The sequence below is a fragment of the Pseudomonas sp. SDO52101_S400 genome (genome assembly GCF_054071635.1).
In genome coordinates this window covers 23210-43007 of record NZ_JBSVWF010000016.1, presented here as the reverse complement: position 1 = coordinate 43007, position 19798 = coordinate 23210, and the positions used below count along the sequence as shown (strand labels likewise).

At 60.2% G+C, this 19798-nt stretch carries 18 protein-coding genes; 9 read left to right on the top strand and 9 right to left on the bottom strand.

Going from position 1 to position 19798, the window contains the following annotated elements; genetic code table 11:
• The first annotated feature begins 5 nt into the window (after window positions 1–5).
• The 5 genes from ACW9HX_RS10420 to ACW9HX_RS10400 all read left to right on the top strand — a co-directional run bounded on the left by ACW9HX_RS10420 (window position 6) and on the right by ACW9HX_RS10400 (window position 7500).
• On the top strand, window positions 6–1580 hold the full coding sequence (locus tag ACW9HX_RS10420; RefSeq protein WP_457380529.1) for an ABC transporter ATP-binding protein: 1575 nt from the start codon (window positions 6–8) through the stop codon (window positions 1578–1580).
• A gap of 39 nt (window positions 1581–1619) precedes the next feature.
• Window positions 1620–3035, top strand: a complete 1416-nt coding sequence (locus ACW9HX_RS10415) for a sigma-54 interaction domain-containing protein (RefSeq protein WP_457380528.1) — start codon at window positions 1620–1622, stop codon at window positions 3033–3035.
• Window positions 3036–3308: 273 nt separating this feature from the next.
• Window positions 3309–4700: a GntP family permease gene (locus tag ACW9HX_RS10410; protein WP_007952055.1), complete on the top strand. Its 1392-nt coding sequence runs from the start codon at window positions 3309–3311 to the stop codon at window positions 4698–4700.
• Window positions 4701–4707: 7 nt separating this feature from the next.
• On the top strand, window positions 4708–5481 hold the full coding sequence (hbdH, locus tag ACW9HX_RS10405) for a 3-hydroxybutyrate dehydrogenase (protein WP_457380527.1): 774 nt from the start codon (window positions 4708–4710) through the stop codon (window positions 5479–5481).
• Between the two features lie 63 nt (window positions 5482–5544).
• Window positions 5545–7500 (top strand): acetoacetate--CoA ligase, encoded by a 1956-nt coding sequence (locus ACW9HX_RS10400; RefSeq protein WP_457380526.1) that lies wholly within the window; start codon window positions 5545–5547, stop codon window positions 7498–7500.
• Between the two features lie 6 nt (window positions 7501–7506).
• Here ACW9HX_RS10400 and ACW9HX_RS10395 read toward each other — a convergent pair whose 3' ends face one another.
• Window positions 7507–8616, bottom strand: coding sequence for a PilT/PilU family type 4a pilus ATPase (locus ACW9HX_RS10395; RefSeq protein WP_457380525.1), 1110 nt, complete (start codon window positions 8614–8616; stop codon window positions 7507–7509).
• 124 nt (window positions 8617–8740) lie between these two features.
• Here ACW9HX_RS10395 and ACW9HX_RS10390 point away from each other — a divergent pair, with 124 nt between their 5' ends.
• Entirely contained in the window at window positions 8741–11278 is a 2538-nt protein-coding gene (locus ACW9HX_RS10390) for a PAS domain-containing protein (protein ID WP_457380524.1), read from the top strand.
• A 50-nt stretch (window positions 11279–11328) separates the two neighbouring features.
• Window positions 11329–11604 carry a peptidylprolyl isomerase gene (locus ACW9HX_RS10385; RefSeq protein WP_085695956.1) on the top strand — a complete coding sequence of 92 codons (276 nt, stop codon included), beginning with the start codon at window positions 11329–11331 and terminating at the stop codon, window positions 11602–11604.
• Window positions 11605–11653: 49 nt separating this feature from the next.
• On the opposite strand, the gene ACW9HX_RS10380 is transcribed toward ACW9HX_RS10385, so the two are convergent.
• The 8 genes from ACW9HX_RS10380 to ACW9HX_RS10345 all read right to left on the bottom strand — a co-directional run bounded on the left by ACW9HX_RS10380 (window position 11654) and on the right by ACW9HX_RS10345 (window position 18305).
• Window positions 11654–12589, bottom strand: a complete 936-nt coding sequence (locus ACW9HX_RS10380) for a sugar kinase (RefSeq protein WP_457380523.1) — start codon at window positions 12587–12589, stop codon at window positions 11654–11656.
• Complete coding sequence (locus ACW9HX_RS10375; RefSeq protein ID WP_457380522.1) at window positions 12589–13809, bottom strand: amino acid deaminase; 1221 nt, start codon at window positions 13807–13809, stop codon at window positions 12589–12591. The genes ACW9HX_RS10380 and ACW9HX_RS10375 overlap by 1 nt, the downstream gene beginning before the upstream one ends.
• A gap of 39 nt (window positions 13810–13848) precedes the next feature.
• Window positions 13849–14613: an IclR family transcriptional regulator gene (locus tag ACW9HX_RS10370; protein ID WP_457380521.1), complete on the bottom strand. Its 765-nt coding sequence runs from the start codon at window positions 14611–14613 to the stop codon at window positions 13849–13851.
• A 242-nt stretch (window positions 14614–14855) separates the two neighbouring features.
• Window positions 14856–15245 (bottom strand): RidA family protein, encoded by a 390-nt coding sequence (locus ACW9HX_RS10365; RefSeq protein ID WP_007912330.1) that lies wholly within the window; start codon window positions 15243–15245, stop codon window positions 14856–14858.
• A 31-nt stretch (window positions 15246–15276) separates the two neighbouring features.
• Entirely contained in the window at window positions 15277–16074 is a 798-nt protein-coding gene (locus ACW9HX_RS10360; RefSeq protein ID WP_457380520.1) for an amino acid ABC transporter ATP-binding protein, read from the bottom strand.
• The gene (locus tag ACW9HX_RS10355; protein ID WP_007960241.1) at window positions 16071–16733 is read right to left on the bottom strand and encodes an amino acid ABC transporter permease; all 663 of its coding nucleotides are present in this window, start codon (window positions 16731–16733) and stop codon (window positions 16071–16073) included. Before ACW9HX_RS10355 ends, ACW9HX_RS10360 begins: the two co-directional genes overlap by 4 nt.
• Before the next feature lie 9 nt (window positions 16734–16742).
• A complete protein-coding gene (locus ACW9HX_RS10350; RefSeq protein WP_059405928.1) occupies window positions 16743–17405 on the bottom strand; it encodes an amino acid ABC transporter permease in 663 nt (220 codons plus the stop codon).
• Window positions 17406–17456: 51 nt separating this feature from the next.
• Window positions 17457–18305, bottom strand: coding sequence for a transporter substrate-binding domain-containing protein (locus tag ACW9HX_RS10345; RefSeq protein ID WP_457380519.1), 849 nt, complete (start codon window positions 18303–18305; stop codon window positions 17457–17459).
• A 426-nt stretch (window positions 18306–18731) separates the two neighbouring features.
• Here ACW9HX_RS10345 and ACW9HX_RS10340 point away from each other — a divergent pair, with 426 nt between their 5' ends.
• Window positions 18732–19127, top strand: coding sequence for a hypothetical protein (locus tag ACW9HX_RS10340; RefSeq protein WP_457380518.1), 396 nt, complete (start codon window positions 18732–18734; stop codon window positions 19125–19127).
• Between the two features lie 87 nt (window positions 19128–19214).
• The gene (locus ACW9HX_RS10335) at window positions 19215–19646 is read left to right on the top strand and encodes a thioredoxin family protein (protein ID WP_457380517.1); all 432 of its coding nucleotides are present in this window, start codon (window positions 19215–19217) and stop codon (window positions 19644–19646) included.
• Window positions 19647–19798: the final 152 nt, after the last annotated feature.

The window sequence follows — 19798 nt, the reverse complement described above, 5'->3', positions numbered from 1 at the left end:
TTGATATGACTGACAACCTGATCGAAATCCGTGACCTCAGCGTCGCCTTCCATGGCCAGACCGTGGTGCGCAATCTGTGCCTGGACATCCGCCCCGGTGAGTGCCTGGCGCTGGTCGGCGAGTCCGGCTCGGGCAAATCGGTGACGGCCCACTCGATCCTGCAGCTGCTCCCCGACAGCGAAGCTCAAACCACCGGCAGCATTCGCTATCGCGACCAGGAGCTGGTCGGTGCCGATCCCAAGACTTTGCGCGATTTGCGGGGCAACCGCATCGCCATGATCTTCCAGGAGCCGATGACCTCGCTCAACCCATTGCACACTATCGAAAAGCAGATCGGCGAGACACTGCTCCTGCATCGAGGCATGGGTGGTAAAGAAGCGCATAAACGCATTCTCGAACTGCTCGAGCTGGTGGGCATCCAGAAACCGAAAGAACGACTGAAGGCCTACCCCCACCAATTGTCCGGCGGCCAGCGGCAGCGGGTCATGATCGCCATGGCCCTGGCCTGCGAGCCGGAACTGTTGATCGCCGACGAACCGACTACGGCCCTCGATGTCACCGTGCAGCGCAAGATTCTGGTGCTGCTCAAATCCCTGCAGCAACGTCTCGGCATGTCGCTGCTGCTGATCAGCCACGATCTGAATCTGGTGCGCAGCATCGCCCAACGAGTGTGCGTGATGAAGGCCGGGGAAATCGTCGAGCAGGCACCGTGCGAAACCTTGTTCACCGAGCCAAAACACCCTTACAGCTGCGTGTTGCTCAACGCCGAACCCGAAGGTGAAGCACTGCCCCGGGACGAACGGGAAAACGTGCTGGAAGTCGATGACTTGCGGGTCGACTTCGCGGTCGGTGGCGGGCTGTTCCAGCGCAAACAATACCTGCGGGCCGTGGACGGCATCAGCCTGAGTATCCAGCGCGGCAAAACGCTGGGCATCGTCGGCGAGTCCGGCTCGGGCAAATCTACGCTGGGCCAGGCGATCCTGCGTCTGCTCGATTCCGACGGCAGCATCCGCTTTCAGGGCCAATCACTCGACAGCCTCACTCAGAAGCAAATGCGCCCATGGCGCCGGCAGATGCAGGTGGTGTTTCAAGACCCGTTCGGCAGCCTCAGCCCGCGCATGTCAGTGGCACAGATCATCAGCGAAGGGCTGGAGGTCCATTGCCAGTCCACAGCCGACGAATGCGACGCCCAGGTGATCCGCGTACTCAAGGAAGTCGGCCTCGACCCCGAAAGCCGTCATCGCTACCCCCACGAATTTTCCGGCGGCCAGCGCCAACGCATCGCCATTGCCCGGGCGCTGGTACTGAAACCGGCGCTGATCCTGCTCGATGAGCCGACTTCGGCACTGGATCGCACCGTGCAGAAACAGGTCGTCGCCCTGCTCCGCCAGCTTCAGGAAAAACATGGCCTGACGTACCTGTTCATCAGCCACGACCTGGCGGTGGTTCGGGCATTGGCCCATGACATGATCGTGATCAAGGACGGCAAAGTGGTCGAACGCGGTGCCAGTCACGAGGTGTTCGACTCGCCGCAGCACCCCTACACCAAAGAGCTGTTGGCAGCGGCGCATCCGGGGTAGGCATAATCGCGCCTCCTGACCTCCTATATGGACGCCGCCATGAACACCACCGAAAGCCTCAAGGATTACCAACGCGTTCGCACGCTGGCGATCCGTTCGTTGTTCGAGATCATCGAGCAATCGAGCGAAGGTACGGTGATTGTCGACCGCGACGCGAACATCGTCTGGATGAACGAGCGCTACGCCCGGCGCTTTGGCCTCGATTCGGCGGCCGGAGCCATTGGCAAGCCTTGCGAAAGCGTAATCCCGGGTAGCTTGCTGCGTGAAGTGGTGCGCACCGGGCGACCGATCCTGCTGGACATGCAGGACACCCCGAAAGAACCGCTGGTGGTGATGCGCCTGCCGATCCACGACGATGCTGGCGCAGTGATCGGCGCCATCGGCTTTGCCCTGTTCGACGAGCTGCGCAGCCTGTCGCCGATGCTCAAGCGCTACCTGAGCATGCAGGAAGAACTGGCTTCGACCCGTTCGCTGCTGCGCGCAAGGCAGACCAAATACAACTTTGCCCACTTCATCGGCACCAGCGCTGCGAGCCTGGAGGTCAAACGCCGTGCCCGCCGCAGCGCCAGTGCCGAGTCGCCGGTTTTGCTGCTGGGCGAGACCGGCAGCGGCAAGGAGTTGCTGGCCCAGGCGATTCACGGCGCTTCACCTCGGGCGCACAAGGCGTTCGTCAGCATCAACAGCGCGGCGATTCCCGAAGCGCTGCTCGAAGCCGAGTTCTTTGGCACCGCGCCCGGCGCCTTCACCGGCGCCGATCGCAAGGGCCGCACCGGCAAGTTGCAGATCGCTCAAGGCGGGACTTTGTTTCTCGACGAGATCGGCGACATGCCGCTGCCATTGCAGAGCAAATTGCTGCGGGTGCTTCAGGAGAAAGAGTTCGAGCCCGTCGGCTCCAATGACGTGATCCAGAGCGATGTGCGGGTGATTGCCGCGACTTCGACGGATCTGGAAGCGGCGATCAAGCGCGGCGAGTTCCGCGCCGACTTGTACTACCGACTCAACGTGCTGCCGATTCAGGTGCCGCCGCTACGGGAACGATTGGACGATCTGCCGGCCCTGAGTGAAGCGATTCTTGAAGAGTTGCGTAGTCAGCATGAACTCAATCGTGAAGCGCTGGAGTTACTGGGTCAGCACGCCTGGCCGGGAAACATTCGCGAGTTGCGAAACGTGCTGGAGCGAGCAGCTCTGCTCAGTGATGACTTGATACTGACGGCGGATGACATTCGGGCGGCGATTGGCACGTTTACACCGGTTGAGCGAACGCTGGCGCCTCTGTCAGAGCCAGCAACCAACGAGACCTTCAGTCAGGCCCGCGAGCGGTTTGACCGGCAATTGATTCAATCGACCCTCGCGCAATGCGGGGGCAAGGTGACTGAGGCCGCGCAGCGGCTGGGACTGGGGCGGTCGACGCTTTATAAAAAAATGATTGCGCTCGGAATTGCAGAGTCTCAATAAAGAGACACAATTCTCTAGATCTGGACTACATCAAAAGCTTCTCGGGCAAGCCCGCTCCCACAGGGGAAAGCGTTCAACTGTGGGAGCGGGCTTGCCCGCGAAAGCTCCCTCACAGCCATAGAAGTCTCAAAATAGAGACAAAATCTCGAAAGCCGTATCCAAAAATCAATTAAATTCCTTTTATTTCAACAACTTAAGTATCTGGCACAGATCTCGCTATAGCCCTTCCCACACCCGTTCCACCCACAAAAATAACAATCGAAGGAGCACACCATGAGTGTGATCATCGCCTTGGCAGCCCTCGCGCTGCTGATGCTCGCGGCCTACCGTGGCTACAGCGTTATCCTTTTTGCCCCGATTGCCGCCCTCGGCGCCGTCCTGCTCACCGACCCGTCCGCCGTCGCCCCTGCCTTCACCGGGGTGTTCATGGAAAAGATGGTCGGCTTCATCAAACTCTACTTTCCCGTGTTCCTGCTCGGCGCCGTGTTCGGCAAGCTGATCGAACTCTCGGGTTTCTCCCGCTCCATTGTCGCGGCAGCGATTCGTCTGCTTGGCACCCGCCAGGCAATGCTGGTGATCGTGCTGGTCTGCGCCCTGCTCACCTACGGCGGCGTGTCGCTGTTCGTCGTCGTGTTCGCGGTCTACCCGTTCGCAGCGGAAATGTTCCGCCAGAGCAACATCCCCAAGCGCCTGATCCCGGCGACCATCGCCCTCGGCGCGTTCTCGTTCACCATGGATGCCCTGCCTGGTACGCCACAGATCCAGAACATCATTCCCAGCACCTTCTTCAACACCACTGCCTGGGCAGCGCCGTGGCTGGGTGTGATCGGTACGATTTTTGTGTTCTGCGCCGGCATGCTGTTTCTACAGCGCCAACGCAACAAGGCTCAGCGTGCCGGCGAAGGCTATGGCACCGAACTGCGCAACGAACCGGAAACCGCCGAAGACCTGAAACTGCCCAACCCGTGGATTGCCCTGTCGCCGCTGCTGGCGGTGGGCATCATGAACCTGCTGTTTACCCAGTGGATTCCGCAGTGGTACGGCAAGACCCACAGTCTCGCGCTGCCGGGCATGGCCGCGCCCGTCACCACCGAAATTGCCAAACTCACGGCGATCTGGGCGGTGCAGGCAGCCCTGTTGGTCGGCATCCTGATGGTCCTGGCATTCGGTTTTAAAGCGATCAAAAGCAAGCTCGCCGAAGGCAGCAAAAGCGCCGTCAGCGGTGCGTTACTGGCAGCGATGAACACTGCGTCTGAATATGGTTTCGGTGCGGTCATCGCCTCATTGCCGGGGTTTCTGGTGCTGGCCGACTGGCTCAAGAGCATTCCCAATCCGCTGGTCAACGAAGCGATCACCGTGACCCTGCTGGCCGGCATCACCGGCTCCGCGTCGGGTGGCATGAGCATCGCCCTGGCGGCGATGTCCGAACAGTTCATCAGCGCCGCCCACGCCGCCAACATTCCGCTGGAAGTGCTGCACCGCGTGGCCGCGATGGCCAGTGGCGGCATGGACACCTTGCCGCACAACGGCGCGGTGATCACGTTGCTGGCGGTCACTGGCCTGACCCACCGTGAGGCCTATAAAGACATTTTCTGTATTACGCTGATCAAGACCCTGGCGGTTTTCGTGGTAATCGGCACTTTCTACGCCACTGGCATTGTGTGAGGTATTCATGACGACTCTTACTGGCAAGACCGCACTGGTCACCGGCTCCACCAGCGGCATCGGACTGGGCATTGCGCTGACGTTGGCCAAGGCCGGCGCCAACCTGATCCTCAACGGCTTTGGCGATGCCTCCAAGGTGATCGCCGAAGTCGGCCAGTTCGGCGGCAAGGTCGGCCATCACCCGGCGGACGTCAGCAGCCCTGAACAGATCGCCGACATGATCGCCTACGCCGAACGCGAGTTCGGCGGCGTGGACATTCTGGTCAACAACGCCGGCATCCAGCACGTCGCGGCAGTTGAAGAGTTTCCGGTGGAGCGCTGGGATTCAATCATTGCCATCAACCTGTCGTCGGTGTTTCACAGCACGCGCTTGAGTTTGCCGGGCATGCGCGCCAAAGGCTGGGGACGGATCGTCAACATCGCTTCGGTACACGGTCTGGTCGGTTCCACCGGCAAAGCTGCGTATGTGGCGGCCAAACATGGCGTGATCGGCCTGACCAAGGTTGTCGGCCTGGAAACCGCCCCCAGTAACGTCACCTGCAACGCGATCTGCCCTGGCTGGGTGCTGACGCCGCTGGTGCAGAAGCAGATCGACGATCGCGCAGCCAAAGGTGTCGACCCGCAGCAGGCGCAGCACGATCTGCTGGCCGAGAAACAGCCCTCACTGGAATTCGTCACGCCTGCGCATCTGGGTGAGCTGGTGCTGTTCCTGTGCAGCGAGGCCGGCAGCCAGGTGCGTGGCGCGGCATGGAATATCGATGGCGGGTGGCTCGCACAGTAAGCTTTCAACTGATCGCTCCCACATTGCTGTGGGAGCCGTCTGACAAACAATAAGAGGCAAACCATGTCCGACATCCTCTGGCAGCCTGATGCCAAACGCATTGCCCGGTCCCGCATGGATGGCTTTCGACGCTTCCTTAATCAACGCCATCATCTGCACCTCGACGACTACCCTGCCCTGCACCAATGGTCCATCGACCAGCGCGAATTGTTCTGGCAGGCGATCGTCGACTTCTTCGGCATCCAGTTTCATACGCAGCCAGATTCAGTCTTGCGTGACGGCATGCAAATGCCAGGCGCCGAATGGTTTCCCGGCGCCACCCTGAATTTCGCCGAACACCTGTTGAGTCGACGGGACGATGCCGTCGCCGTCATCGCAATCGCGGAAAACGGCCAGCGTGAACAATTGACCTGGGCCGAACTGGCCCGGCAAGTCGCCGGTTTCCAGGCCAGCCTGCAAGCGGCCGGCATCGTGCCTGGCGACCGAATCGCGGCGTGTATGCCCAATACATGGCAAACCCTGGTGGCGATGCTGGCGACCACCAGTCTCGGCGCGATCTGGTCGTGCTCCTCGCCGGACTTCGGCACCCATGGCGTGATCGATCGTTTCGGTCAGATCGAACCCAAGGTGCTGATCACCTGCGCCGGTTACCGCTACGCCGGCAAAGAGATCGACCAGACCGTCAAGATCAATGAAATCCTCGAACAACTGCCGTCCCTGCAGCAACTGATCATCGTGCCCTACGCACGCCCTCACGCCCACGCCACGGATTACCGGACGCCCGCCAACGTCACGTTGTGGGACGACTTCTACGAGCCGGGCGATGAGCCGCAGTTTGTCCCGGTGCCCTTCGATCATCCGCTGTACGTGCTGTATTCCAGCGGCACCACGGGCGTGCCGAAATGCATCGTTCACAGCACCGGCGGCGTACTGCTGCAGCACGTCAAGGAGCATGGGCTGCATGTCGATCTGGGCCCCGGCGACCGTTTGTTCTACTACACCACCTGCGGCTGGATGATGTGGAACTGGCTGGTCTCGGCATTGGCGGTCGGCAGCGCAGTGGTGCTGTATGACGGTTCACCGTTTTATCCGGACAACCAGCGCCTGCTGGAGCTGCTCGACGACGAACGCATCAGCGTGTTCGGTACCAGCCCGAAGTTCCTCGCGACACTTGAAAGCAGCGGCATCAAACCCCGTGAAAGCCATGACTTGAGCCACCTGAAAACCCTGCTCTGCACCGGTTCTGCGTTGTCGCCGCAGAGTTACGACTTCGTCTATCGCGACTTCAAGCCCGATGTTTGCCTGTCGTCCATGTCCGGCGGTACGGACATCGTGTCCTGCTTCGTCAACGGCAACCCGATGCTGCCGGTGCGCCGAGGCGAGATCATGGGCAAGAGCCTGGCCATGGCAGTCGAAGTATGGAACGACGCCGGGCAACCGGTGATCGGCGAAAAGGGCGAACTGGTGTGTACCCGGCCGTTCCCGGCAATGCCCATCGGACTGTGGAATGACTCCGACGGCGAGAAGCTGCGCAAATCCTATTTCAGCCAGTTCCCGGGCGTCTGGGCCCAGGGTGACTACGCCGAACAACTGCCCCACGGCGGGATGCTGATTCACGGCCGCTCCGACGCGGTGCTCAACCCCGGCGGGGTGCGCATCGGCACGGCAGAAATCTACCGTCAGGTGGAGAAAGTCGCCGAGGTGCTGGACAGCGTTGCCATCGGCCAACAGTGGAAAGAAGACGTGCGCGTGGTGCTGTTCGTACGCCTCAAGGATGGCGTAACACTGGATGACGCACTGCAACAGCAGATCCGTCAGGTGATCCGCGCCAACACCACACCGCGCCATGTACCGGCGAAGATCGTCGCGGTCACAGACATTCCGCGCACCATCAGCGGCAAAGTGGTGGAGCTGGCTGTACGCAATGTGGTGCATGGCGAGCCGGTAAAAAACACCGATGCACTGGCCAATCCTGAAGCGCTCGAGCAGTTCCGCAATCGGGCCGAACTTCAGGACTGAACCGGCTCAATCCATCAGTCCCCACTCGCCGCTCGAGGGTGGTGGGGACGGCACGGTATCGGCGTGCAGCTTCAGACGCAGGCGCAGGTTGTTGACCGAGTCTGCGTTTTTCAGGGCCTCGTCTTCATCGATCACTCCTTCCACCACCAATCCAAACAGCGCACCGTCAAAGGTCTGCATGCCCAGTTCCCCTGACTTTTCCATGATGTTTTTCAGCTCGCCAAAGTCATTACCTCGAATCAGATCGGCAATCGTCGGTGTACCGAGCATCACCTCTGCTGCGGCCCGGCGCTGACCATCCCGGGTTCGCACCAGCCGCTGGGATACAAACACCTTCAGGTGATTGCCCAGGGCATGCAGCAATTGCGGCCGGCGCTCTTCGGGGAAGAAGTTGATGATCCGGTCCAATGCCTGATTGGCGTTATTGGCATGTAACGTCGACAACACCAGATGCCCGGTTTCGGCGAATGCCAGCGCATGCTCCATAGTCTCCCGGTCACGGATTTCGCCGATCAGCACCACATCCGGCGCCTGACGCAGAGTGTTTTTCAACGCCGCATGGAAACTGCGGGTGTCGACCCCGACCTCTCGCTGGTTGATGATCGATTTCTTGTGCCGGTGGATGTACTCGATCGGGTCTTCAATCGTGATGATGTGCCCGCTGCTGTGACGATTGCGATGATCGATCAGCGCCGCCAGCGACGTGGACTTGCCCGAGTCGGTGGCGCCGACGAACAGGATCATTCCCTGCTTGAGCATCACTGTTTCAAGCAGGACCGGCGGCAGCTTCAGGTCTTCGAATCGGGGGATGTCGAGTTTGACGTTGCGGATCACGATAGACACATCATTGCGCTGTTTGAAGATATTGACCCGAAAGCGACCGATACCCGTGCGGGAAATCGCCAGGTTCATTTCCAGATCCCGGTCGAACTCCCCGCGCTGCTCGGCGTCCATCAGGGAGGCGGCTACAGTCGCCACTTCGCCGGGTTTGAACGGCTGTTCACTCAACGGCGTCAGCACGCCATCGAACCGAGCACTGGGTGGCGCCCCCGTGGACAGGAAAAGATCGGAACCGTGGCGGCTGGCGAGTTGTTTGAGCAGTGCGTCGATTTCCATGGCAAAAAACACCTGCGAGGCTTTCAATGAATACAAGGCCGGTCGTGACGCAACGGGCCCTAAAGCGTCTATCGAACTAGGATAGTAGACGCCGCCTCACCGACCCACGCTCAGGACTGATGTGATGAACGCTGTACCGAACACCAACGACGCCCAGGCATTGATTGCCCGCACCGACTGGAGCCGCAGCCCGCTGGGCAGCGCCGACAATTGGCCGCAGAGCTTGCGGACCGCGGTTGACATCGTGATTCATTCACCGATGCCGATGCTGTTGTTGTGGGGCCCGCAGCTCACTCAGATCTACAACAATGGCTTTGCGTTGCTGGCCGGGAGCAAGCATCCGCACGCTTTCGGACAGCCGGCGCACCAGATATGGCCGGAACTTCGAGACTTCACCGACCCGATTTACAGCGCTGTCCTACAAGGCCAGGTCCGAACCTACAGCGAACGCCGCTTTACCCTGCAACGGGACGGCCAGGATTCCGACTTCTGGCTGGATTTGACCTACAGCCCGATCCGTGACGAAAGCGCGCAAGTGGCCGGCATTCTGGTCACCGCCATCGAAACCAACGAACGCCGACGCATCGCCCTGGAACTGCAGCAACGCTCCGAAGACAGCCTCAAGGCCCAGCGCGAAAGCGAAGAGCGCCTGCAACTGGCACTGGCAGCCACCGATGCGGTTGGCACCTGGGACTGGGACATCGGTGAAGACCGCTTCATCGCCGATGCGCATTTCGCCCAGTTGCATGGCGTCGACCCGGCGCAGGCCAGTCAGCTGCCGATCAGTGAATACCTGTACGGCGTACACCCCGAAGACCGTGCACTGATCGCCCGCAACATCAAACATTGCATCACCCATGGCACCGAATACGCCGAGGAGTACCGCCTGTTGCAAGCCAATGGCGACGTACGCTGGGTGTTCGCCCGCGGTCGTTGCTACAAGGATCACCACGGACGGCCGATGCGTTTTCTTGGCGCAGCGCTGGACCTGACCGAACGCAAGCACACCGAACAGGCATTGCGGCAAAGCCAGACCGAGCTGCAACTGATCATCAACGCGATGCCGATCCTGATCAGCTACGTTGACCGTGAAGAACGTTTTCGCCTGAACAACGCCGCGTATCTGGACTGGTACGGACTGACGCCACAGGAGCTGTACGGTCGTACGATCCGCGAAGTGATCGGCGAAGAGTCCTACTTCCTGCGGGCTCCGTATATCGCCGAAGCCCTGGCTGGCCGACCCTGTTCGTTCAGCCTGTACACTCCCCACCGCGACGGCAGCCAGCGCCATGCCTTGATGAACTACCTGCCGCGTCACGGCCCGGATGGCGCGGTGAACGGTTTCTACATTTTCGTGATCGACGAGACCGAACGCAAAAAGACCGAAGAAGCCTTGCGCAACCTCAATGAAACCCTTGAGGAGCGCGTGAGTGCGCGCACCGAGCAACTGGCCCAGGCCAACCAGCGTTTGCAGAACGAAATGTTCGAACGCGAACGCGCCGAAGATGCCCTGCGCCACGCACAGAAAATGGAAGCGGTCGGCCAGCTCACCGGCGGCATCGCCCATGACTTCAACAACATGCTGACCGGAATCATCGGCAGCCTCGACCTGATGCAGCGCTACATCGCCAGTGGCCGTACCGATGAGATCGGCCGGTTCACCGAGGCGGCGGTGTCATCGGCCAATCGCGCCGCTGCCTTGACTCACCGCCTGCTGGCGTTCTCCCGGCGCCAGTCGCTGGATCGCAAGACCTTGAACGTCAATGAGCTGATCCACTCACTCGAAGATCTGATCCGCCGCACCAAGGGCGATCCGATCGAACTGACTCTGCGCCTGGCCGACAGTGTCTGGCCCGTCAGCACCGATGTCAGCCAATTGGAAAACGCCCTGCTCAACCTGGTGATCAACGCCCGCGATGCGATGCCGGACGGCGGTGAGCTGCTGATCGAGACCGCCAACGTCTATCTCGACGGCAACGACATCACCACCCTCGAACCGGTCAAGGCCGGTGATTACCTCATGCTCGCCGTGAGCGACAATGGCACCGGCATGACGCCGTCGGTGCGTTCCAAGGCCTTCGATCCGTTCTTCACCACCAAGCCGATTGGCCAGGGCACCGGGCTCGGGTTGTCGATGATTTATGGCTTTGCCCAGCAATCCGGCGGCCATGTCAGTCTCGACAGCCTGCCGGGTCAGGGCACCTGCGTGCGCCTGTACCTGCCTCGCCTGCATTCTCTGGTGCCGGAGCCGGCGGTGATTGAAACGGCGACGCAGACACCCACCGTCGCAACCGGCGAAAACGTGGTGGTGGTCGAGGACGATCCGGCGGTGCGCATGCTGGTCATGGACCTGCTCAAGGAATTGGGTTACCGCGCCCATGAATCCGAAGACGCCAAGAGTGCCTTGCCGCTGCTGGAATCCGACCTGCGTGTTGATCTGCTGGTGACCGATGTCGGACTGCCGGGCATGAATGGCCGACAAATGGCGGAAATCGCGCGCCAGCATCGTCCGGGGCTCAAAGTGTTGTTCATGACCGGTTACGCGCAAAAAGCCGCCGAGCGTCAAGGCTTCCTGGAGGACGGCATGGACATGGTGGCCAAACCGTTTTCCATCGAACTGCTGGCCAGCAAGATCCGCACGATGCTCAGCCAAAACCCGTGACTTGAGGCATAATCCGCGCCCCGCCGTTACCCCGCTACAGGTATTGCACGATGAAAGCCCAAGCCCGCCACATTCTGGTGAAAACTGCCGAAGAGGCTGAAAAACTCAAACAACGCATCGCCAACGGTGAAGCGTTCGATGTGCTGGCCAAGAAATTCTCGACCTGCCCGTCCGGCAAGCGTGGCGGCGATCTGGGTGAAGTGCGGCCGGGGCAGATGGTCGGTGCGATCGATGCAGTGATCTTCAAGAAACCGCTGCGCACAGTGCACGGGCCGATCAAGAGCAAGTTCGGCTATCACCTGGTGCAGGTGTTTTTCCGCGATTGATCCGGTGCCCTGAAGGCGCGGCTGTCGGCAGCGCCTTCAGAGATCGGATTCATTTTTTGGGGATCAGTGCGCCAGGCACCTGAATCACCCGACTGGCCAACCGGTGCCCAGCCTCCGCCGCCTGCGCAGGGCTTGCGCCCGACAAGCGACTGGCCAGATACGCCGCACTGAACGAATCCCCTGCCGCTGTGGTGTCCACCACCTTCTCGACCTTCTGCGCCGGCACTTCGAACGCTTCCCCGTCGCAACGGATCAGGCAGGCTTCGGCCCCGCGCTTGAGCACCACTTCCGGCGTGCCGATCTGCGCGTATGCCTCGAACACGGCATCGCAGTCGGCGAAATGAAACAGCGCCTGTTCGTCATCCACCGTGAGCAACGCCATATCGACATGGGGCAATACGCTGCGATACGCCGCCCGCGCCTCTTCCTGCGACGCCCATAGCCGTGGCCGGTAATTGTTGTCGAAGACGATACGCGCATCACGCTGACGGGCCTGGATCAAGGTCTCGATCAGTTTCTCCCGTCCCTGAGCGCCGAGTACCGCCAGCGTGATGCCGCTGAAATACAGCACGTCGTAATCCGGCAGCGCCGCCAGAATCGGTGCGGCCGCAGGCAAGGTGAAGCAGTCGCGAACGGCGGCCTCGTTGCGCCAGTACAGAAAACGACGTTCACCGGCTGCGTCGGTCTGGATGCAATACAGGCCCGGCAGGCGACCGGGCAAGCGCTGAACCAGATCCAGGCCAATGTTTTCATCGGCCCAACTACGGCACATCGCATCACTGAAACTGTCGTCACCCAACGCCGTGACGTAATCGACCTGCGCCTTGTCACCCATGGCGCGGGACAGATAGACCGCCGTATTCAGCGTGTCACCGCCAAAGCTCTGTTGCAGACTGCCATCGGCACGCTGCTGGAGTTCGATCATGCATTCGCCGATCAGGGCGATGCGCGGAATGTTCGGACCCAATGGACTGAGCGTGTTCATCAGAAGCAGGTTTCCATGGTTTCGATCACCGACAGCTGCTCGTCCACCAGCAGCCCTACGCGCCACTTGTCGAAAGTCAGGCACGGGTGCGAAGTACCGAAGGAAATGATGTCGCCGACGCGCAATTCCACGCCCGGCGCCACGGTCATGAACGCGTGCTGGTCCATCACCGCCGTCACCTTGCAGGCGCCGACATCATCACCCACCGCCGGCAATACTCCGGCCTTGTAACGCAGCAACGGCACCGGCATTCCGGCATCGAACGCCACGTCACGCTTGCCCAGAGCTATCACGGCAAAGCCCGGTTCCGGCATCGACTGCACGTGGGCCCAGACTTCCAGCGCCGGGCGCAGGCCTTCGTGCAGGTCGCTGCGACGATCGAGCACGCAGCACTGCGCCTCTTTATAGATGCCATGGTCGTGCGCCACATAACTGCCGGGACGCAGCACGCTGAGGAAACGCCCGCCAGCATTCTGCGCTTCGAACGACTCGGCGATCAGGTCGTACCAGGCCGACCCCGACGCGGTGATGATCGGCTTGGCAATAGCGAACGCGCCGCTGTCCTGCAATTGCACCGCCAGGCGCACCAAGGACGCCGCGAATTCACGGATACCGCTGACGGCGTGATCGCCGTGGATCACGCCTTCGTAACCTTCGATGCCGGTCAGGGCCAGCGCCGGTTGCGCGCCGATGGCCTTGGCCAGTTCGATGACTTCCTGCTCAGTCCGGCAACCGCAACGGCCGCCCACGACGCCGTACTCGATCATCACGTTCAGCCGCACGCCACGAGACGCGAAATAAGCGCCCAGATCGGCGACGTTGTCCGGGTGATCGACCATGCAATAGAAGTCGAAGTTCGAATCGGCCACCAGCAGATCGGCGATCAACGCCATGTTCGGCGTGCCGACCAGTTGATTGGCCATCAACACTCGGCGCACGCCGTGGGCGTAAGCAGCGCGGGTCTGGGTGGCGCTGGCCAGGGTGATGCCCCAGGCGCCGGCGTCGAGCTGACGACGAAACAGCGCCGGGGTCATGCTGGTCTTGCCGTGAGGCGCAAGTTCGGCGCCGCTGTCGCTGACGAATTTCTGCATCCAGCGGATGTTGTGCTCCAGCGCCACGCGGTGCAGCACCAGCGCAGGCAGGCTGATGTCACGCACCAGGTGCGCGCCGAGGGCGGCATCGCCCTTTTCCACGGCAGCAGTGTTGTTGGCAGTCGTCATGGTCGAACTCCTCACAGGCGCGCCCGCTGGCAGGCGCGGTTATTCGTTGATTCGCCGGGCGAGGCTGTTGGCGCTCTCGATCAAGACCCGGCGATAGTCGTTGTAGTTGGTCTTGGCATCGGCGCGCGGCGCGACGATGCACAGGGTGCAGATGGCCACGCCACTCGGGTCTTTGACCGGGGCGGCGAAGCAATGGGTAAAGGTGTCGGCAACACTGTCGAAGGAGAAGAAACCGTCGATACCGGCCTGACGGATTTCCTTGAGAAACGTGTCCATCGGCAGGCGTTGGCCATCCGGCAAAATGAAGTCATCCGGGTCGATCAGATCGCTGATCTGTTGGTCACTCAAGTGCGCCAGCAGCAAGCGTCCGGAAGCCGTCCACGGGATCGGCGCGTTTTCGCCAATATCGGAAGAGATGCGGAAATGCCGCTCGCCCTCCTTCATCAGCGCCACCGTGTATTTGCGCCCGTTGAGCAGGCACATCTGCGCGGTTTCCCGGGTCTGGCTGACGATCTCCTGCAACGCGTGATCGGCCTCGCGACTGAGGTCGAAATGGCGCAAATGCGCCTGGCCGAGGAAGTACAGCTGACGACCGAGATAGACGTGACCGTCCTTGCCCACCGGCTCCAGAATCCGCCGTTCGAGCAATGACGCTACCAGTTCGTAGACCGTGGATTTCGGGCTGCCGATGCCGTTGGCGATGTCGTTCGGGCGCAGCGGCTGGCCGATCTCCTTGAGGAAATCGAGGATATCGAACGCCCGGTCCAGACCGCGTGCCCGGCGCTTGATGGTGTCTTCGGTCATTTCTGTTGTTCCCATAAAAGATGCCGGGATGGTAACTGGCCCTTGGCGTTGTGTCAGTTGGATCGCAGCCCTCACCCCCCGCCCTCCCGAAACGTCGGACCGCCCAGGGGGAGAAGGAGCCTGACTGCATCGGTGCAGATGTCATCGTCTGGCACAACAATCTGCATCGATAGAGATCAGTCCCCTCTCCTGGGGGAGAGGGTTAGGGTGAGGGGGCTACGGCCTCAGCAACGCCACATCTCTCAAGCCTTCTTTTTGTACGCAATGCAGTCAATCTCGACCTTGCAGTCGACCATCATGCTCGCCTGCACACAGGCCCGGGCCGGTGCATGTTCGGGCTTGAAGTACTCACCGAACACTTTGTTGAAACTGCTGAAATCCCGCGGATCATCCAGCCACACCCCGGCACGTACCACGTCTTCCAGGCCGTAACCGGCCTCTTCAAGAATCGCGATCAGGTTCTTCATGGTCTGGTGAGTCTGCTCGACGATGCCACCGACAATGATCTCGCCATCCACCGCCGGCACCTGACCGGAAACATGCAGCCAGCCATCAGCCTCGACAGCGCGGGCGAATGGACGTGGCTGGCCGCCAGCGGCGGTGCTGCCGGTGCCGTAACGAGTAATGCTCATGGATGTTTCTCCTGATTGAAAAAGTGAAAAGTCAGAACCGTGTGCTTTTGAGAAATTCCGCCAGCCGCGATGATTGCGGACGCTCGAACAGTTCCTTGGGAGGCCCCTGCTCTTCGATGCGCCCCTGATTCATGAAAACGATCTTGTCCGAGACCTCGAAGGCAAACCGCATTTCGTGGGTCACCAGCAACATGGTCATGCCGTCCTCGGCCAGGCCCTTGATCACGTTCAGCACTTCGCCGACCAGTTCCGGGTCGAGGGCCGAGGTGACTTCGTCGAACAGCATCAGGCTCGGGTTCATCGCAATCGCCCGGGCAATCGCCACGCGCTGCTGCTGACCGCCGGACAACTGGCCGGGAAAGTGATTGCGCCGCTCCAGCAGGCCGACCCGCTCCAGCCATTTTTCGGCCAGGACCACCGCTTCGTCCTTGTGCATCTTTTTGACTTTGAGCAGGCCGAGGGTGACGTTCTGCAACGCGGTGAGGTGCGGAAACAGGTTGAATTGCTGGAACGCCATGCCGGTTATCGCCCGGTGGCGCGCAATGACTTTTTCCGGGTGGCGCACGCGTTTGCCGTTGAGTTCGTCATAACCGATGGATTCACCATCGAGCAGGATCTGCCCGCCCTGGAATTCCTCGAGCATGTTCACGCAGCGCAGCAGCGTGGTCTTGCCCGAACCGCTGGAGCCGATCAGCGTCACCACGTTGCCGCGCTGCATGCTCAGGTCGACGCCTTTGAGCACTTCGACCGCGCCGTATTGCTTGTGCAGGCCACGGATGTCCAGCAAGGGCTGACCGTTCTGGACGTTGGAAACTTGAGCTTGAGTCATGGCAGGGCCACCCGCTTTTCAATGTGCCGGCCGAGTAATTCGATGCCGTAGTTGATGACGAAGAACAGAAAACCGGCGAACAGATAAAACTCCAGAGTCATGAACGTCCGGGCGATGATCTGCTGAGTGCTGAGCAACAGCTCGGCCACGCCGATCACCGACAGCAAGGTCGAGGCCTTGACGATTTCCGTGGACGAGTTGACCCAGGTCGGCAGGATCTGCCGCAGCGCCTGAGGCAACAGCACGTAACCGAGGGACTGATAGAACGTCAGGCCAATGGCTTTGCCGGCTTCCATCTGCCCACGCGGCAACGCCTGCAACGCGCCGCGCACAATTTCGGCAACGTGGGAGCCGCAAAACAGCGTCAACCCAAGTGCGCCGGCCTGAAATGCACTGATCTGCCAGCCGAGCGCCGGCGCCATGTAGAAGCAGGCCAGCACCAGCACAAACACAGGGGTGCCGCGGATCAGGTCAACATAAAAGCGAAACGGTGCGCGCATCCAGAACTTGCCGTAGGTCAACACCAGCCCGGCAAATACGCCGATGACCGTGCCGAACAAAATGGCCAGCGCCGACACCTGCACGCTGGTCAGAAAGCCTTGCCACAAGGCTTCGCGGGCAATCCACAACTCATGCAACCAACTGGGGGATTCGTACATCGCAGCCTCCTATCGGCGGATCGCCAGACGCTGCTCGAGGTAACGCAGCAGCATGGCAATGAGGTAACAGGCCGCGACATACAACGCCGTGGTTACCAGCCAGGTTTCGATCACCCGGTAGCTTTCGACGTTGATCTTGCGCGCGTAATAGGTCAGCTCCGGCACCGCAATCGCGGCGGCCAGCGAGGTGTCCTTGAACAGCGAAATGAAGTTGTTCGAGAGCGCCGGCAGCACGTTGCGCAACATCACAGGCACGGTGACGTAGGCTTTCACCTGCCACTCGCCCAGACCAATGGCCAACCCCGCTTCGCGCTGACCTTTGGGGATGCTCAACAAACCACCGCGGAAAACTTCGGTCAGATACGCCCCGGCATACAAGGACAGCGTGATGATGAACGACGGGATCTTGTCCAGCCGGATCCCCAGGCTCGGCAACGCAAAGTAGATCAACAGAATCAACACCAGGATCGGCGTGTTACGGATCACCGTCACATACACCGATGCCAGCACCCGCAAGGCGCGATGCTTCGACAGCAAGGCAAACGCCATCAGCAGGCCGATCACGCAGCCGATGGCGATCGACACCAGCGCCAGTTCGAGGCCCAGACCGAGCCCCGCCAGCAAGGTGTCGAAATCGCGCCACACGGCGGCAAAGTTCAACTGATAGTTCATGGTCGGCAGTACCTTGAGCGGGGCGCATCAGCGCGCCCCACTCTCACGGGATCATTTGAATTCGACAGGGAAACCGATGGCAGGCGATGGCAGATCCACGCCGAACCATTGCTTGAACGAGGCGGCGTAGGTCGGGAACTCAACGCCGGTCATGGCTTCGTGCAGTGTGGTGTTGACGAAGTTCAGCCAGTCCTGATCGCCACGTTTGACGGCGCAAGCGTAGGTCTGCGGACTCCAGGCATAAGTCGGGCTGCGGTAGCGGCCTGGGTTCTGCACCATCAGGTATTTGACCGAAGACTGGTCGGTGGCGGCGGCATCGGCACGACCGGAGTTCACGGCCTGATACATCAGATCAACGCTGTCGTACTGATCGACCTTGGCCTTGGGCAGTGCCTGATGCACCAGCTCCTCGGCATACACGTTCTGCAGCACTGCCACGGTCACGCTGTCGCCGGCGGCTTGCAGGTCTTCGATTTCCTTGTACTTGCTGTTGTTCGGCAGCAGCAGGCCGACGCCTTCGCGGTAGTACGGCAGGGTGAACGCCACTTGCTGCGCACGGCTGGCGGTGACGGTGATGAACTGGCAGCTCATGTCGACCTTGTCGGTCAGCAGATTGGGAATCCGCGCATCGGACGACTGCACCACGAACTCGACCTTGCTCGGGTCATTGAACAGACCTTTGGCCACCATTCTGGCGATGTCGATATCGAAGCCTTGCAACTTGCCATCCGCGCCCTGGAAGTGCCACGGCGCGTTAGTGCTGCCAGTCCCCACGATCAGTTTTCCACGGGCCAGGACGCTGTCGAGCTTGCTGTCGGCCGCCTGGGCGATCCCCATGACAGCGGACGAAGCCGCAAGAACAAAAACACACGCTTTGAACAAGGAAGGTCGGCGATGCATGGCAAGCACTCCAGAGGATTGTTTATTCCGCTATACCGGAATTCGGTTTGTTACTACGGAATAGACAGCAGAAAGTGTGCCACGGTCCGCCGCGAAAATCTTGGAAGAGTGGAAAGCTTTTGAAATTCAGCTGGTTAACGGACTTTGGAACCACGACACCGATGCTTCGGCCTGACGAATGCCGCTACCGAACACTACGCGCTGGGAAGTAACGCCACACAAGTGGCACCTGATTGGTGCAGCCCCCTGTACTTACTGGCGAGGGGATTTCGAGATTACAAACGAGAAACGACCACTCATCGGAATGCCCGCTTCCCCTGTCAGAACTGACAGTTGTCGATCCAGATATCGAATTGCCTAATGGCACAGCACCTTTAAAAGTGCTGCACACACCTGAAACCAGCGACTCCAACAAGGATATTTGTCATGGCCAATCTGATTAAAAACCCCGACTTCGCGCAGCAAGGCAGCGACTGGACGGTTAATGATCCACAAGACGTGAGCTTTCCAGGCGGGCATTGCGTAATCGCTCAACCGGGCTCTATCAGTCAGGAGGTGTTAATCGGTAACGCTACAAATTTCATGCTGTCCGCACGAATGAAAACAGACTCGGGTTGCGCCGGTCGTGTCTCACTGCAGCCGCACCCCACAGGCCCTGTTACGCGCCTTGATGCAGGTGGCGATCAGCCATGGACAATCAAGTTCGCAACGATCCAGGCGCCAGCCGGAACGCTCAAGTTCACAGTCACGCTAGAGGCCAACGATGGTACGCCTGGGGAAAAAGGTTCTTACTTCAGTGATGTGACTCTTGTGGAACTCTGAAATATTGCAAGCGAGTGATCCGGTCGCGGTTGGCTCGCTTATTTATTTGCTCTAACCAATTCATCTTGATGGACACAGGTGCAATTGATGAATGCATTTATCACGCAGGTGAAGTCTGCAGATGACTACCGCAAATCGTTGAGAACCTGGCGAACTGTAGTCTATTACTTCGGTCATCCACATTGTCTTGCCTGCGAAATGGCAGGCCCTGTTTTTGAGCAGGTAGCAAAGCCGTATCTGCCATACGCTTTTTTTTACATGCTCAACACCAGCGAGTGTCCGAGGCATCTGGAAGTCAGCGGCACTCCTACCGTTCTGATCTGGCGCAATGGAAAGCTACTGAGCAAGATGAAAGGCATCGGAAGTCGTCTTAAGCTTGAAGCAGAGCTCGAGCGCCATATTCCGAAACGCAGGCCTATGCGCCAGTCGCCCCTGCCACGCCATGATTTGCCTTGGCTGCAAAACACCCTCAGCACCCTCTGCACCATCCCCCGCGCAAAACGATGGAACTTTTCCTGAAAGTGCCACCTAAGAGCCATCAGGTAATGGCACTTTCGTTCCAGTTGATCTGTAACAACTAGCCTCAAGCCCGGATTGGACAAGCTCCGATCCGGCTGCTTTTCTTTATTTCTCAGAAAGAGATAGGTGCTGTTGGCCGAATGGCCACGGCC